12 protein-coding genes are annotated in these 14,067 nt (G+C 72.3%); 6 read left to right on the plus strand and 6 right to left on the minus strand.

Annotation, left to right across the window (positions count from 1 at the left end):
• Positions 1-142: 142 nt before the first annotated feature.
• A complete protein-coding gene (locus ACFV20_RS00375; RefSeq protein ID WP_385650609.1) occupies positions 143-991 on the minus strand; it encodes a L,D-transpeptidase family protein in 849 nt (282 codons plus the stop codon).
• A gap of 140 nt (positions 992-1,131) precedes the next feature.
• Here ACFV20_RS00375 and ACFV20_RS00380 point away from each other — a divergent pair, with 140 nt between their 5' ends.
• Positions 1,132-2,712 carry a methylmalonyl-CoA mutase gene (locus ACFV20_RS00380; RefSeq protein WP_385650611.1) on the plus strand — a complete coding sequence of 527 codons (1,581 nt, stop codon included), beginning with the start codon at positions 1,132-1,134 and terminating at the stop codon, positions 2,710-2,712.
• A gap of 48 nt (positions 2,713-2,760) precedes the next feature.
• Positions 2,761-3,411 carry a leucine efflux protein LeuE gene (leuE, locus tag ACFV20_RS00385; RefSeq protein ID WP_385650613.1) on the plus strand — a complete coding sequence of 217 codons (651 nt, stop codon included), beginning with the start codon at positions 2,761-2,763 and terminating at the stop codon, positions 3,409-3,411.
• 4 nt (positions 3,412-3,415) lie between these two features.
• Here the strand turns inward: leuE and ACFV20_RS00390 are convergent, their stop codons facing one another.
• Positions 3,416-4,816, minus strand: a complete 1,401-nt coding sequence (locus ACFV20_RS00390) for an FAD-dependent oxidoreductase (protein WP_385651252.1) — start codon at positions 4,814-4,816, stop codon at positions 3,416-3,418.
• Between the two features lie 76 nt (positions 4,817-4,892).
• Between ACFV20_RS00390 and ACFV20_RS00395 the strand changes: the two genes are divergently transcribed.
• Positions 4,893-5,543, plus strand: a complete 651-nt coding sequence (locus tag ACFV20_RS00395; protein ID WP_385650615.1) for a TetR/AcrR family transcriptional regulator C-terminal domain-containing protein — start codon at positions 4,893-4,895, stop codon at positions 5,541-5,543.
• A gap of 14 nt (positions 5,544-5,557) precedes the next feature.
• On the opposite strand, the gene ACFV20_RS00400 is transcribed toward ACFV20_RS00395, so the two are convergent.
• The 4 genes from ACFV20_RS00400 to ACFV20_RS00415 form a co-directional block, all read right to left on the minus strand.
• Positions 5,558-6,481 (minus strand): class I SAM-dependent methyltransferase, encoded by a 924-nt coding sequence (locus ACFV20_RS00400; protein ID WP_385650617.1) that lies wholly within the window; start codon positions 6,479-6,481, stop codon positions 5,558-5,560.
• Positions 6,482-6,545: 64 nt separating this feature from the next.
• On the minus strand, positions 6,546-7,730 hold the full coding sequence (locus ACFV20_RS00405) for an acyltransferase family protein (protein WP_385650620.1): 1,185 nt from the start codon (positions 7,728-7,730) through the stop codon (positions 6,546-6,548).
• A gap of 179 nt (positions 7,731-7,909) precedes the next feature.
• Positions 7,910-9,235, minus strand: a complete 1,326-nt coding sequence (locus tag ACFV20_RS00410; protein WP_385650622.1) for an alpha-2,8-polysialyltransferase family protein — start codon at positions 9,233-9,235, stop codon at positions 7,910-7,912.
• The gene (locus tag ACFV20_RS00415; protein ID WP_385650625.1) at positions 9,235-10,221 is read right to left on the minus strand and encodes a glycosyltransferase family 2 protein; all 987 of its coding nucleotides are present in this window, start codon (positions 10,219-10,221) and stop codon (positions 9,235-9,237) included. Before ACFV20_RS00415 ends, ACFV20_RS00410 begins: the two co-directional genes overlap by 1 nt.
• 198 nt (positions 10,222-10,419) lie before the next feature.
• Between ACFV20_RS00415 and ACFV20_RS00420 the strand changes: the two genes are divergently transcribed.
• From ACFV20_RS00420 to ACFV20_RS00430, 3 genes are read left to right on the plus strand one after another with little or no spacing between them, the layout of a single operon-like run.
• The gene (locus ACFV20_RS00420) at positions 10,420-11,766 is read left to right on the plus strand and encodes a DUF6716 putative glycosyltransferase (protein WP_385650628.1); all 1,347 of its coding nucleotides are present in this window, start codon (positions 10,420-10,422) and stop codon (positions 11,764-11,766) included.
• A gap of 35 nt (positions 11,767-11,801) precedes the next feature.
• Positions 11,802-13,067 carry a cytidylyltransferase domain-containing protein gene (locus ACFV20_RS00425; protein ID WP_385650630.1) on the plus strand — a complete coding sequence of 422 codons (1,266 nt, stop codon included), beginning with the start codon at positions 11,802-11,804 and terminating at the stop codon, positions 13,065-13,067.
• Between the two features lie 14 nt (positions 13,068-13,081).
• Positions 13,082-14,020 carry an N-acetylneuraminate synthase family protein gene (locus ACFV20_RS00430; protein WP_385650632.1) on the plus strand — a complete coding sequence of 313 codons (939 nt, stop codon included), beginning with the start codon at positions 13,082-13,084 and terminating at the stop codon, positions 14,018-14,020.
• Positions 14,021-14,067 lie beyond the last annotated feature (47 nt).

The raw sequence follows: 14,067 nt of genomic DNA on the forward strand, positions 1-14,067 counted from the left end.
CGGCGCTGTATTGAGTGTGCCGAGTGGTCATCGGCCGGCGCCCGGAGCCGGGGTTCCCCCCGTCCCTAGGGCTCGTCCCCCTGCGCGCGGGCGGGACACGTCCCCCCGGTCCCGCCCGCGCCCCATCTTCCTCTCCGCGCCGTCACCAGGACACGACGACCTTGTCGCCGTCGCGGACCTGCGCGTAGAGCGCCGCGATCGCCGCCTCGTCCCGGACGTTGACGCAGCCGTGCGAGCCGCCCGCGTAGCCCCGGGCGGCGAAGTCCGCCGAGAAGTGCACGGCCTGGCCGCCGCTGAAGAACATCGCGTAGGGCATGGGCGAGTCGTAGAGCGTCGAGACGTGGTCGCGTGACTTCCAGTAGACGGAGAAGACACCCTCCCGGGTCGGGGTGCCGCTCGACCCGAAGCGGACCGCCATCGTCGACACCGTCCGGCCGTCGATCATCCAGCGCAGGGTCCTGCTGGTCTTGTCGATGCACAGCACCCGGCCGCTGCGGCAGCGCGCGTCCGGCGGGTCGGCCTGCTGGCCGCCCATCAGGTACAGGTCCCAGCGGCCCGGCTCGCGCGTCATGGCCAGCAGCCGCTGCCAGGTGACGGTGTCGGTCCGCCCGGTGCGCGGCAGCCCGCGCTTGCCCTGGAAGCCGCTGACCGCCCGCTGCGTCGGCTCGTCGTACGTCCCGGTCGGCCCCTCGAAGAGCCAGGCGACCTGGCGCAGCCGGGCCTGGAGCTCCCGGACGTCCCGGCCGGTGTCGCCGCGCGACCACAGCACCCGGGACGGGGTGGGAGCGGCAGGGGGCTTGCCGTCGTGGGACGGCGGTGCGGAGCGCGGCTCCGCACCGCCACCCGCGGGCGTGCGGCCCGGGGCCGGGGTGTCGTCGGGCCGCTCGATGTGCACCGGCGAGCGGTGCTCGCCCTCGCCGCCGGGGGTCTGCACCGTGCAGCCGGCCAGCGCGGCCACCACGGCGAGCCCCGCCACGCACGCTCTCCCCATGCCCGTACTACGCACACGGCCCCCCGCTCGTCTCACCGGCACCCCCGGATGTCACCTGAGATGTTCCCCGGGCGTGACCCGCGCCGAACCAGGGGGCATGGTGGTGAGCGAGGTCACTGCTCTGCGGGAGGCAATCCACCATGGCGCGTGAGTCGGAGTCCGGACTGCCCATCGAGCCGCTCTACGGGCCGCGGGACCTTCAGGGCTGGGATCCGGCTCAGAAGCTGGGGGAGCCGGGGGCGTTCCCGTACACCCGCGGCGTGTACCCGTCGATGTACACGGGTCGCCCCTGGACCATGCGCCAGTACGCCGGTTTCGGCACGGCCGCGGAGTCCAACGCCCGCTACCGGCAGCTGATCGCCCACGGCACGACCGGGCTGTCGGTCGCCTTCGACCTGCCCACCCAGATGGGCCACGACTCCGACGCGCCGATCGCCCACGGCGAGGTCGGCAAGGTCGGGGTGGCGGTCGACTCGATCGAGGACATGCGGGTGCTGTTCGGCGGGATCCCGCTGGACCAGGTCTCGACGTCGATGACGATCAACGCCCCGGCGGCCCTGCTGCTGCTCCTGTACCAGCTGGTGGCCGAGGAGCAGGGGATCCCGGCGGACCGGCTGACGGGCACGATCCAGAACGACGTGCTGAAGGAGTACATCGCCCGGGGCACCTACATCTTCCCGCCCAAGCCGTCCCTGCGGCTGACCGCGGACATCTTCCAGTACTGCCGGGCCGAGATCCCGAGGTGGAACACCATCTCGATCTCCGGCTACCACATGGCCGAGGCGGGCGCCTCGCCCGTGCAGGAGATCGCCTTCACCCTGGCCGACGGCATCGAGTACGTGCGCACCGCGGTCGCGGCCGGCATGGACGTCGACGACTTCGCCCCCCGCCTGTCGTTCTTCTTCGTGGCCCGCACCACCCTCCTGGAGGAGGTCGCCAAGTTCCGTGCCGCGCGCCGGATCTGGGCCCGGGTCATGCGCGAGGAGTTCGGCGCGCGCGACCCGAAGTCGCTGATGCTGCGCTTCCACACCCAGACGGCCGGGGTGCAGCTGACGGCCCAGCAGCCCGAGGTCAACCTGGTCCGGGTCGCCGTGCAGGGGCTGGCCGCGGTGCTGGGCGGGACGCAGTCGTTGCACACCAACTCCTTCGACGAGGCCATCGCCCTGCCCACCGACAAGTCCGCCCGCCTCGCCCTGCGCACCCAGCAGGTCCTCGCCCACGAGACCGACGTGACCGCCACCGTCGACCCCTTCGCCGGGTCCTACGTCGTCGAGAGAATGACCGACGACGTCGAAGCCGCCGCCGTGGAGCTGATGGCCAGGGTCGAGGAGCTGGGCGGCGCCGTCGACGCCATCGAACACGGGTTCCAGAAGGGCGAGATCGAACGCAACGCCTACCGCATCGCCCAGGAGACCGACTCCGGTGAGCGGGTCGTGGTCGGCGTCAACCGCTTCCAGCTCGACGAGGAGGAGCCCTACGAGCCGCTGCGCGTCGACCCGGCCATCGAGGCGCGGCAGGCCGAGCGGCTGGCGGAGCTGCGCGCGCGGCGCGACCAGCCGGCGGTCGACGCGGCCCTCGCCGCGCTGAAGAAGGCCGCCGGGGGCGAGGACAACGTCCTCTACCCGATGAAGGAAGCCCTCAGGGCGAGGGCCACCGTCGGCGAGGTGTGCGACGCCCTGCGCGAGGTGTGGGGCGCGTACGTCCCGTCCGACGCCTTCTGACCGAGGTCCCGGGCGAGGGTGCCGGATCCGCGTGCGAGACTCTTGCGCATGTTCGGTGTCGTCGATCTGCCCACCTACCTGGCGGGCCTCGTCCTGATCGTCCTGCTGCCCGGTCCCAACTCGCTGTACGTGCTGTCCGTGGCCGCCCGCCGCGGTGTGCGCGCCGGGTACACCGCCTCGGCCGGGGTCTGGTGCGGGGACGCGGTCCTGATGACGCTGTCCGCCGCCGGGGTCGCCTCGCTGCTCCAGGCGAACCCCGTGCTGTTCGCGGTCGTCAGGTACGCGGGGGCCGGATATCTCAGCTGGCTGGCCGTCGGCATGCTGCGGGCCGCGTGGGGCATGTGGCGGACCCGTGCGAGCCGGGCCGCCGCCGCTACGGAGACGCCCGCGCCCGCCGGGGAGCGGCCCTTCCGCCGCGCCCTCGTGGTCAGCCTGTTCAACCCCAAGGCGATCCTCTTCTTCGTGGCCTTCTTCGTGCAGTTCGTGGACCCGGGCTACGCCTATCCGGCTCTGTCCTTCGTCGTGCTCGGGTCCCTCGCCCAGCTCGCCAGCGCGCTCTACCTCAGCGCGCTGATCTTCGGCGGCACCCGGCTGGCCGCCGTCTTCCGCCGCCGCAGGCACCTGTCGGCGGGGGCGACCTCGGCGGCGGGCGCGCTGTTCCTCGGCTTCGCGGTGAAGCTGTCCCTGGCGAGCTCGTAGGCGCCTAGCCCTGGCCGAAGCGGGCCAGGTGGCCGGCGAGTGCGGCCGCGGTGTCCCCGGCCCAGCCGATGTGGCCGTCGGGGCGGACGAGGAACAGGCCGGGCCCGTACGGCCCGGGTGCGGGGCCCCGTACGACCGGGATCCGCGGGCCGAGGTCCGGTGCCTGCGCGTCCCCGAGGGCCAGCAGGGTCCAGTGCGGGCCGCGGAACGCGTCGAAGAGCCGGACGCCGGCCACGGACCCGTCGGGTGCGCGGTCACCCGCCCGCAGGGGACCGGGGGCGGTCCGGGTCTCGCGGGTGAGCGGTGAGCGCCGGTAGCCGATGCCGAGCTGGCCGGTCGCCTCGCCGCGCCGGGTCTCGCCGCGGTGCACACGGGTGGACAGCCCGAGCATCTCGGCGGCGACGGGCCGGCGTTCCTGCTCGTAGGAGTCGAGCAGGGCCGCGTCCGCGCCGTCGCGCAGCACCGCTCCCAGCTTCCAGCCCAGGTTGTAGGCGTCCTGCACGCTGGTGTTCAGGCCCTGGCCGCCGGCGGGGGAGTGGACGTGCGCCGCGTCACCGGCGAGGAGGACCCGGCCCGAGCGGAAGCGGTCCGCGAGTGCCGCCCGGGGGCGGAAGTCGGAGGCCCACCGCAGCTCCGTCACGGACTCCGGCGCGAGGTGCGACCGTGCGGCGACGACCTTGCGGACGCCCTCCAGGGAGAGGTCCGGTGCGGTGCCCTCCGGGAACCGGGCCACCAGCTGGAAGTCCTCGGTGCCGGCCAGCGGGCAGATCGCCAGGAAGCCGTCGCCCGCGCCGGGCGGGAAGACGTGCCAGTTGTCCCGGTCCAGGCCGGTGATCCGGACGTCCGCGACCAGGGTCGGGTGCGGGTCGACGGTCTCGCCCGCCATGCCGATGCCGAGCAGCCCGCGCACGGTGGAGCGGCCGCCGTCCGCCGCCACGGCGTACCGGGCGGTGACGGCCTCGCCCTCGGTGAACTCCGCGCGCACGCCGTCCTCGTCCTGGCTCAGCCCGACCACCTCCCGGCCGAAGGCGACCTCCCCGCCCAGCTCCTCCAGACGCGCCCGCAGGATCTGCTGCGTACGCCACTGCGGCACCATCCACGGCTCGGTGTACGGCGCGTCCTCGCTGGGCTCGACGGCGTCGAACATGCGGTGCTCGCCCGCCGGCCTGCCGTCCTGCCAGATCCGCCCCACCGGGTAGGGGCCGCCCGCCGCGCGGATCGCGTCGAGCACGCCCAGGTCGTCGAAGACCTCCATCGTGCGCGGCTGGATGCCCTTGCCGCGCGAACCGGGGAACAGCGCCCCGGCCCGCTCGACGACCAGCGCCGGCACGCCCCGCCGGGCGAGGTCGACGCCGAGCGCCAGGCCCGTCGGACCCGCGCCCACCACCAGCACGTCCGTGTCCATCACGCCACCCTCTCCTTAACGCTGTTAAGTACTCCTCGTTCCCGAGGGTCGCCTTAACGGTGTTAAGTTGTCAAGCGTGAGTACGGACCGACGCGAGCCCCTGGACCGCCGCCGGGTCGCGGACACCGCGCTGCGGCTGCTGAACGAGACCGGCCTGGACGGCCTGACGCTGCGGGCCATCGCCCGGGAGCTGGACGTGAAGGCGCCCGCCCTCTACTGGCACTTCAAGGACAAGCAGGCGCTGCTCGACGAGATGGCGACGGAGATGTACCGCCGGATGGTCGCCGGGGCCGCCCTCGACCCCGCCGACACCTGGCAGGACCGGCTGCGCAAGGCCAACCGGGGGCTGCGCGCGGCGCTGCTCGGCTACCGGGACGGCGCGAAGGTGTTCAGCGGCTCACGCTTCACCGGCATCGAGCACGCCGGGCAGATGGAGGACAACCTGCGCCTGTTCACGGCCGCCGGGTTCACCCTCGCCCAGGCGGCCCGCGCGCTCACCACGGCCTACCTGTACACGCTGGGCTTCGTCACCGAGGAGCAGGGCGTGCAGCCGCTGCCGGGCGAGCGCCGCGAGGGCTACGACATGGACGAACGCGCCCGCCTGATGGCCGACTTTCCGTTGTCGGCCCAGGCGGGCGCGGAGATCTTCGAGGATTACGACCGGCACTTCGAGGAGGGACTCGCCCTCGTGATCGGGGGGATCGGGGCGCGCTACGGGGTCTCATGACGCCCTCCGGCGCGTCAGGACCGTTTCGCGCGGGCCCGCCGCACGGCCCGGGTGACCACCGGCGGCAGCAGGTCCTTGGCGAGCCTGCGGGCCAGGGACGGGGCGGGCCGGGCCGGGCGCGCCGCACCCGGCACGCGGGCCTCGGGAGCGGCGGGGGCCGGCGCGGGTGCGGGCTCCTGGTAGTGCCGCGAGAGCGGGAAGGGCGGCGGCTTCATGCCCCGGGAACGGGTCCGGATCAGCCGGTGCCCGGCCGCCTCCTGCACGCTGAGCCCGACATCGGTGCGCAGCCGGAGCATGGCGAGCAGTTCCTCCTGGAGCGGCTCGGGATCGCCCCAGGTCGCGTACATCTTCTGCGTGCTGAGGCAGATCGGGCGCAGGCCGCGGTTGAGGACGGCCTCCCAGGCGGCGACCGAGACGCCCGGGGTGTGCTCGGAGCGGAAGTCGTCCAGCACCACGACGCCCTCGGGCAGCAGGATGTCGTGGGCCGCGCCGATGTCGCCGTGCACGTGTTCGTACAGGTGCGAGGCGTCGATGTGGATGAAGCGGCAGGAGTCCGGGGAGACCTTCTCGTCCACCAGCGAACTGGGGCCGGTGATCACCGTCGGCAGACGGTCGTGGAAGGAGAGGTAGTTCCGCTCGAACGCCTGCTGGGTGAGCGAGGCGTACGACTGGGAGGACTCCGCCTGGTTGGCGTCGTCGGGGGCGTCGCCCTCGAACAGGTCGCAGACCGTGAACCGCTCGCCGTCCTGGAGGTGGTGGCCGAGGAGGATCGCGCTCTTGCCCAGGTAGACGCCCAGTTCCAGCAGGTCGCCCTTGAGGCCGGCCTTCGTCTGCTGTTCGAGGAACCAGGTGAACAGCGTCTGGTCCAGGGCCGGGAACCAGCCCGGTACGTCGGCGAGTTCGCCGGGGTGCTTGTCGGTCGCTTGTGCGTGGGTCATGAGACGAGCCTTCTCTCGGAGCATTGCCCCGGTCGACGGCCGGTTGAACAGCCCGTGAACAGCGTCAGCGGGTCTTCGACAGGGCCGCCCGCAGCCGGGGCGTCAGCGGCTTCTCCACATACTTGTTCAGCAGCCACGCCAGCAGCAGCATTGACGCCACCGTCAGTGCGAAGGTCACCCCGGACGCCAGCCCCAGATTGCGGTGCAGGGCCTGGATCACCACCCAGCCGAGATGCTCGTGGACCAGGTAGAAGGGGTAGGTCAGCGCGCCCGCGACCGTCAGCCACCGCCAGTTCACCCGGCCCAGCAGGCCCAGCGCGATCGCGGCGACCGCCACGAACCCCAGGGTGACGACGGCGATGATCCCGAACGACGAACGGTAGGAGAAGGCCTGCGGGTCCGGGGCGTGCCACAGCGACTGCACCGCGTAGTGCTGGCCTATCAGCCAGCTGACGGCCACGATGCCCCAGCCGTACACGTCCCGCCGGTCGCGGTGCACGAGGTAGAGGCCGACACCGCCGATGAAGAACGGCGCGTACTCGGGCATCAGGACGATGTCGAGCAGCGGCATGTCCGCGTTCTCGGCGACCACGGCCGCCAGCATCCAGCCCGCGCAGAACATGATCACCCGGCGCCGGTCGGCCCCGGGCAGCACCACGCACAGGGCGAACAGGGCGTAGAAACGGACCTCGGCCCACAGGGTCCAGCACACACCCAGCACCCGGTCGACGCCCAGCGGCATCTGCATCATCGTCAGGTTGACCAGCGCGTCGCTCGGCGAGACGGCCCGGTAGGCGACCACCGGCAGCGCGAACACCGCCGTGACGAGGAGCACCGCCGCCCAGTAGGCGGGCAGCAGCCGGGAGGCCCGGGAGGCGAAGAACGACGTCAGGGGCCGGCCCCAGCCGCTCATGCAGATCACGAACCCGCTGATCACGAAGAACACCTGGACACCGAGGCAGCCGTAGGCGAACAGCGTGTGCAGGGTGGGGAACTGGTCCCGGGGCGAGGTGCCCCAGGCCTGGGCGACCTCACCGCCGCGCCCGCCGTAGTGGTACAGCGCCACCATGAGCGCGGCCACCAGCCGCAGTCCGTCCAGGGCGCGCAGCCGCCCGGCGGAGTCCCTCGCCCGTCGTGGGACGGTCGTGGCGCCCGATGGTTCGGCCGGCACGACGACGCCGGACTGTGCGACGCCGGACTGTGCGACGCCGGGCTGTGGCGTGCGGGTGCTGACGACCGTCTCGGTCACGCTGGAAACCTCTGTGTGGCTCGTATGTCCTTCGCCTGAGCCGCCTGTGGGCGGGCGCGCCTGTCACCCTAGGACGAGAGTTGACGCAATAACGTTCGATGGTGACAGGCTTCGCCTGACGGTCCCCATGGGTTCATCCGGACGTCACCGGAGCGGCCGGGCCGCCGGACGGGACCGGCTCAGCGGCGCACCGCCTTGCGCAGGGCCCGGGCCCTGCGGACCACCCGGCGCGCCGTGGAGTTGCGCGGCAGGAACGCCAGCCGCTGCGGAATGCCCCCGGGCAGCCCGAGCGCGGTCAGGCGGCGCTTCTTGAAGTAGCGCCGGGTGCGCGGCCCGAGGTGCCGGGCGAGGAACTGCTCGGCCTGCGGGCGCAGATCCGGGTAGATCTGCGGCTGCATGGTGAACCCGAGGGCCGTGACGAGCTCGGACCGTTGTGCGGCCGGCAGGACGTCACCCTCCGCGCCGCTCTCCAGGCCGGGCAGCAGCGCGTCCGCCAGGGCGGTCGGGACCCGGTTGCTGTTCTGGTACGGCGTCAGCCGCTCCAGCAGCAGCTCCGTTCCGATGCGCGCGACCGGCAGGTCGTAGAAGGCGGAGGCGGTGAACAGGGCGGTCGAGAAGCAGCCGACGACCAGCGCGGGCCGGGTCCGGTCGAACAGCACCTCGGCGAGCACGGGCGTGTCCAGGACCGTGAGGTCCACGCCGAGCTTCCCGGCCTCCGTCTCCAGGGCCCGGCTGTAGCGGGCCGGGGCGGTGGGGTGGGGCTTGAAGACGACGGTGCGGTGGCCGCGGGCGACGGCGCCCCGCATCATCCGCACGTGCAGGTCCTCTTCCTCCTCGGGGGAGAGGATGTTCAGCGCCGAGAGGTACTGGCCGAGCAGCAGCGCCGAGTCGCCCGGCAGGTCCGGCAGCTCGGGCACCGTCTCGGTGACCTCGCCGAGCACCTTCAGGAACGCGGGCGTCGGCACCAGGTGCGCGGGCACGCCGAACTCGGTGAGCAGCATCGGAGTGAGCCCCGGCACCAGATCCAGGTGCAGCAGCCGCCGCACCCGGGTGCCGACCAGCGGGTCGAGCTTGTTGCGCGTGGGGCCGTAGCTCATCAGCCCGTCGGCGTAGACGTCGACGGGCGCGTCGGTGAACAGCTGGGCCACCGTCAGGGCGGGCGCCACCTGGATGGACTCCAGGACCAGGCTCACCCGGTCGTCGCCGAGCCCCCACAGCAGCCGCAGATAGCGCTCGAAGAGCGGGATGTCGTCGGCGCGCGGCGTCCAGGCCCCCGGGTGGAAGGGGCGGATGGCCTCGTTCCAGGACAGCACCTCGTCGAAGTGCTCGCGCAGCGGCGCGAAGCCCGGCATCTCGTCGAGGGCCGGAGTGGTCTCCGGCGTCGCGGAGTTGTTGAACACCAGCAGCACCCGGCGGTCCGTCTCCTCGAAGAGGTCGGAGTCGATCGCGGCGGCCAGGGTGGCGACGCCGTACAGCGTCGAGGCGCAGAAGATCTGAGTGGGCATCAGGCGGCCGCTCCCGTCGTGGTCACCCGGCGCCGCAGCCGCCGCAGCTTGGACGAGCGGTCCATGTCCATGGCCTCCAGTGCGTCGGCGAGTGCGTCCTGCGGCATGCGCTTGATGGCCGCCGCGCTCATCGACCGCAGCTGCCTGGCCACGGCCGGTTCGAACCTGTCCTCGTTGGAGAGGTGGTGGGCGATGATCGCGCAGTAGGTGCGCACCGCCTTGGGCAGCAGCCGGTCGGCGTCGCGGTCCGCGGCCGTCTCCTCGATCACCTGGTCGAAGGCGCGGATGAAGTCGAGCTGCCGGACATCGCCGATCTGCGTCAGCGACGAGGCCACCCCCCGCCGGTAGAACACGCCCAGCAGGCTCACCACGGCGAACGACTCCGCCTCACGGTGCAGCTTCCAGATCCACGGCCGGTCCTCCGCCGTGCGCAGCCCGTGGGTGAAGTGGAGTACACCCTTGTCGACGAGCCGGCGGTGGTACGCGCCGGCCCAGGCGTAGGCGTAGTCCACGGAGGTGGAGCGGTGGGCGGGCAGGATCGCCTCCCGCGGGTCGAACGCCTCCCAGCGCCGCCCGACCGGCACCCGGTGCACGGAACGGGCGCGCGCGGTGGCCTGGACATGGTCGGTGCGCACGAAGTCGCACCCCAGGTCGTCCATCGCGGACACCAGTTCGGCGAGGTAGCCGGGGGCCAGCCAGTCGTCGCCGTCCAGGAACGTCAGGTACTCGCCCTGCGCCGCGTCCAGGCCGGTGTTGCGGGCGGTGGCGAGCCCACCGTTCTGTTCGTGGCGGATGTACCGCACCTGGGCGACATCCGACAGTTCCTCGGCCGCTCGTTCGAGAATGGCCGGGGTTTCGTCCTTCGAATGGTCGTCGACCAGGATGAACTCGAAATCGCGGTCGGCGTTCAACCGAAGGCTTCTGAGGGTGTCCGGGGCATATTGCTGCACGTTGTAGAACGGCACGATCACGGAAAGCTTAGGCACCCGCAAAACGTTAGGAGGCCGCCCGGCAGCGGAACTTTACGGTGAAGGTACACCGGGTGAACTCGATGTGTCAGAACGGTGCACCCCGTGTACTTCCCGCTTTCCGGCAGGCCAGTTCGGCTCTCGGTGGGCTGTTGTTAACTTTTCGTTGAGTCGCGGTTCCGCCATACCTAGGATTCGCTTCCTAGCGTCTTCGACGTGCCAGTAAGTACACCGAAGCGCCCGCGAATCGCCGTCCTCGCGGACTCCGACACCCGCTGGAAATGGGGTGCGCTGACCGCGGACCGCATCGCCCCGGAACCGTCCATGGAAGCCGCATCGCGCGACGCCGCGCAACCCGGCCCCCTCCTCGACGGCTTCCTGCTGCGCGGCCGGGCCACGCCCACCCCGCGCCAGCTGAGGGAAGTGGGCGTACGCGCCGACTCGCTGCGCGAGGTCACCGCCGTGGAGTTCCTGCGCGCCATGGCCGAGGAGTCCTACGACATCGTGCTCCTCTCCCTGGTCGGCGGCGGCGTACAGGCGATGCTGCACGGCCTGGCACGCGTCTGGGAACACCGCACGCAGCGGCCCGTCGTCGTCACCGGCTACGTCGGAGTCGTCTACGAGAAGCTCGCCGACGGCCTGCTGCTGCGGCACGGCGCGGACCTGGTCCTCGCCAATTCCCGCCAGGACGCGGACCGTTTCCGCGCCGTCTACGAGGGCGTGGGCGCCGACGCCTCCGCGGTGACGGAGGTCGCCCTGCCCTTCCTCGGCGGCGCGCCGTACGAGGGCCAACGCGAGCCCTGCACGGTCGTCTTCGCCGCCCAGCCGTCCGTCCCGGACAGCCGCAAGGACCGTACGTACCTGCTGAACCGGCTGGTCCAGCACGCCCGCCGGCACCCCGAGCGCGAGGTGCTGCTGAAGCTGCGCTCCAAGCCGGGCGAACACACCACCCACATCGAGGAGCTGCCGTACCAGAAGCTGGTGCAGCGCCTCGATCCGCCCGCCAACTTCCGCCTGGTGTACGGGAACATGGGCGAGGTCCTCGACCGGACCGACCTGCTGGTGACGGTCAGCTCCACCGCCGCCCTGGAGTCGCTGCACCGCCGCATCCCGACCGTCGTGCTGACCGACCTCGGCATCCGCGAGTCGCTCGGCAACCACCACTTCGTGGGCTCCGGCTGCCTCGCCTCCTGGGACCAGCTCGACGCCGGGCACCGGCCCGTGCCCGACGAGGAGTGGGTCGCCCGGCAGGGCGTCGCCGCCGACGGCTCCTACGACTCCGCCTTCGACGCGGCACGGGGGCGCATCGCCGAGCTGCTCGGCCGGCCCGGTGGCCTGCCCCCGCTGACCCCGTACTACACCCCCGTCACCGCGCCCGGTTACCTGCCCGGGATCCTCGCCCGCCACCACCTCGGCCCGGACGGCACCCCGCTGCCCGGCGCGCCCGCCGCCGACAAGGACCCCGGACCGGTCCGGCAGATCGTGCGCCGGGCGGCGCGCGGCGCCTACCGGCACGGCGTGCAGCGCGTGGCGCCCGTCATCCGGCGGATGGGCGAGCTGTGAGCCGCCCCGACCCCCCTGCCCAAGGAGTAGACCCCATGTCCCACCCGGAAGCGGGCCGAGGCGCCTCGGTGCGCCGCGTGCTCGCGGTGATCCCCGCGCGCGGCGGCTCCAAGGGCGTGCCCGCGAAGAACCTCCTGCCCGTCGGCGGGGTCCCGCTGGTGGCGCGGGCGGTACGCGAGTGCCGCGCCTCGCGGCTCGTGACGGACGTCGTGGTCTCCACCGACGACCAGGCCATCGCGGCCGCCGCCCGCGAGGCGGGTGCCGAGGTCGTACTGCGGCCCGCCGCCATCGCCGGCGACACCGCCACCTCCGAGGCCGCCGTCCTGCACGCCATGGACGCCCACGAGGCCCTCCACGGGGCGCCGGTGGACGTGGTCCTGCTCGTGCAGTGCACCAGCCCGTTCCTCGTCCGCGAGGACATCGACGGGGTGGCGGGCGCGATCGCCGAGAACGGCGCCGACACCGCGGTGACCGTGGCGCCCTTCCACGGGTTCGTCTGGCGCGACGCCGACGACGAGGCGGCGGCCGGCTCGGTGGCGGAGGCCGACGCCGCGGCCGGCGGCGGCTACGGCGTCAACCACGACAAGTCCTTCCGGCCCCGCCGCCAGGACCGCCCCCAGGACCTGCTGGAGACCGGCGCCGCCTACGCCATGGAGGCGACCGGCTTCCGCGAGCACCGGCACCGCTTCTTCGGCCGCACCGAACTGGTCCGCACGGACCCGGCGCGCGTCCTGGAGATCGACGACCCGCACGACCTCGCCCGCGCCCGGGCCCTGGCGCCGCTCTTCGACGCGGACCGCCCCGGCGCCCTCCCGACCGCAGACGACATCGACGCGGTCGTCCTCGACTTCGACGGCACCCAGACCGACGACCGGGTGCTCGTCGACTCCGACGGACGGGAGTTCGTCTCCGTGCACCGCGGGGACGGACTCGGCATCGCAGCGCTGCGCAGAAGCGGCCTGAAGATGCTGATCCTGTCCACGGAACAGAACCCTGTGGTCGCCGCCCGGGCCCGGAAGCTCAAGCTCCCGGTGCTGCACGGCATCGACCGCAAGGACCTCGCGCTGAAGCAGTGGTGCGAGGAGCAGGGCATCGCGCCGGAGCGCGTGCTCTACGTCGGCAACGACGTCAATGACCTCCCGTGCTTCGCCCTCGTCGGCTGGCCCGTGGCGGTCGCGAGCGCCCACGACGTCGTGCGCGGCGCCGCACGCGCGGTCACCACCGTCCCCGGTGGCGACGGCGCGATCCGAGAGATCGCCAGCTGGATCCTCGGCCCCTCTCTCGATTCCCTCACCAAGTAAGGACATCTCCTTCCATGAGCACCAACTCCCGTATCCGCCAGTTCGGTTCGCGCGAGGTCGGCCCGGGCCGTCCGGTCTACGTCTGCGGTGAGATCGGCATCAACCACAACGGCGAGCTCGAGAACGCCTTCAAGTTGATCGACGCCGCCGCCGAGGCCGGCTGCGACGCCGTCAAGTTCCAGAAGCGCACGCCGGAGATCTGCACGCCGCGCGACCAGTGGGACATCGAGCGCGACACCCCCTGGGGCCGGATGACCTACATCGACTACCGCCACCGCGTGGAGTTCGGTGAGGACGAATACCGCGCCATCGACGACTACTGCAAGTCGAAGAACATCGACTGGTTCGCCTCCCCGTGGGACACCGAGGCCGTCGCCTTCCTGGAGAAGTTCGACGTCCCCGCCCACAAGGTCGCCTCCGCCTCCCTCACGGACGACGAGCTGCTGCGCGCCCTGCGGGCCACCGGCCGCGCCGTGATCCTCTCCACCGGCATGTCGACGCCGAAGCAGATCCGCCACGCCGTCGAGGTCCTCGGCTCGGACAACATCCTGATGTGCCACGCCACGTCGACCTACCCGGCCAAGGCCGAGGAGCTCAACCTGCGCGTCATCAACACCCTCCAGCAGGAGTTCCCGAACGTCCCGATCGGCTACTCCGGCCACGAGACCGGCCTGCAGACCACCCTCGCCGCGGTCGCCCTGGGCGCCACCTTCGTCGAGCGTCACATCACCCTCGACCGCGCCATGTGGGGCTCGGACCAGGCCGCCTCCGTCGAGCCGCAGGGGCTGACCCGCCTGGTCCGCGACATCCGCACCATCGAGGCCTCCCTCGGCGACGGCGTCAAGAAGGTCTACGAGTCCGAGCTCGGCCCGATGAAGAAGCTGCGCCGCGTCGCCGGCGTGGTCGCCGAGGCGGAGATCGCCGACGCGGCGGGCGAGCCGGTCGGCGTCTGAGCGCACCACCCCCACCACCCCCCTTACGACGGGACGGTCGTACGTCG

Source organism: Streptomyces sp. NPDC059696 (assembly GCF_042733745.1).
Lineage (GTDB): Bacteria > Actinomycetota > Actinomycetes > Streptomycetales > Streptomycetaceae > Streptomyces.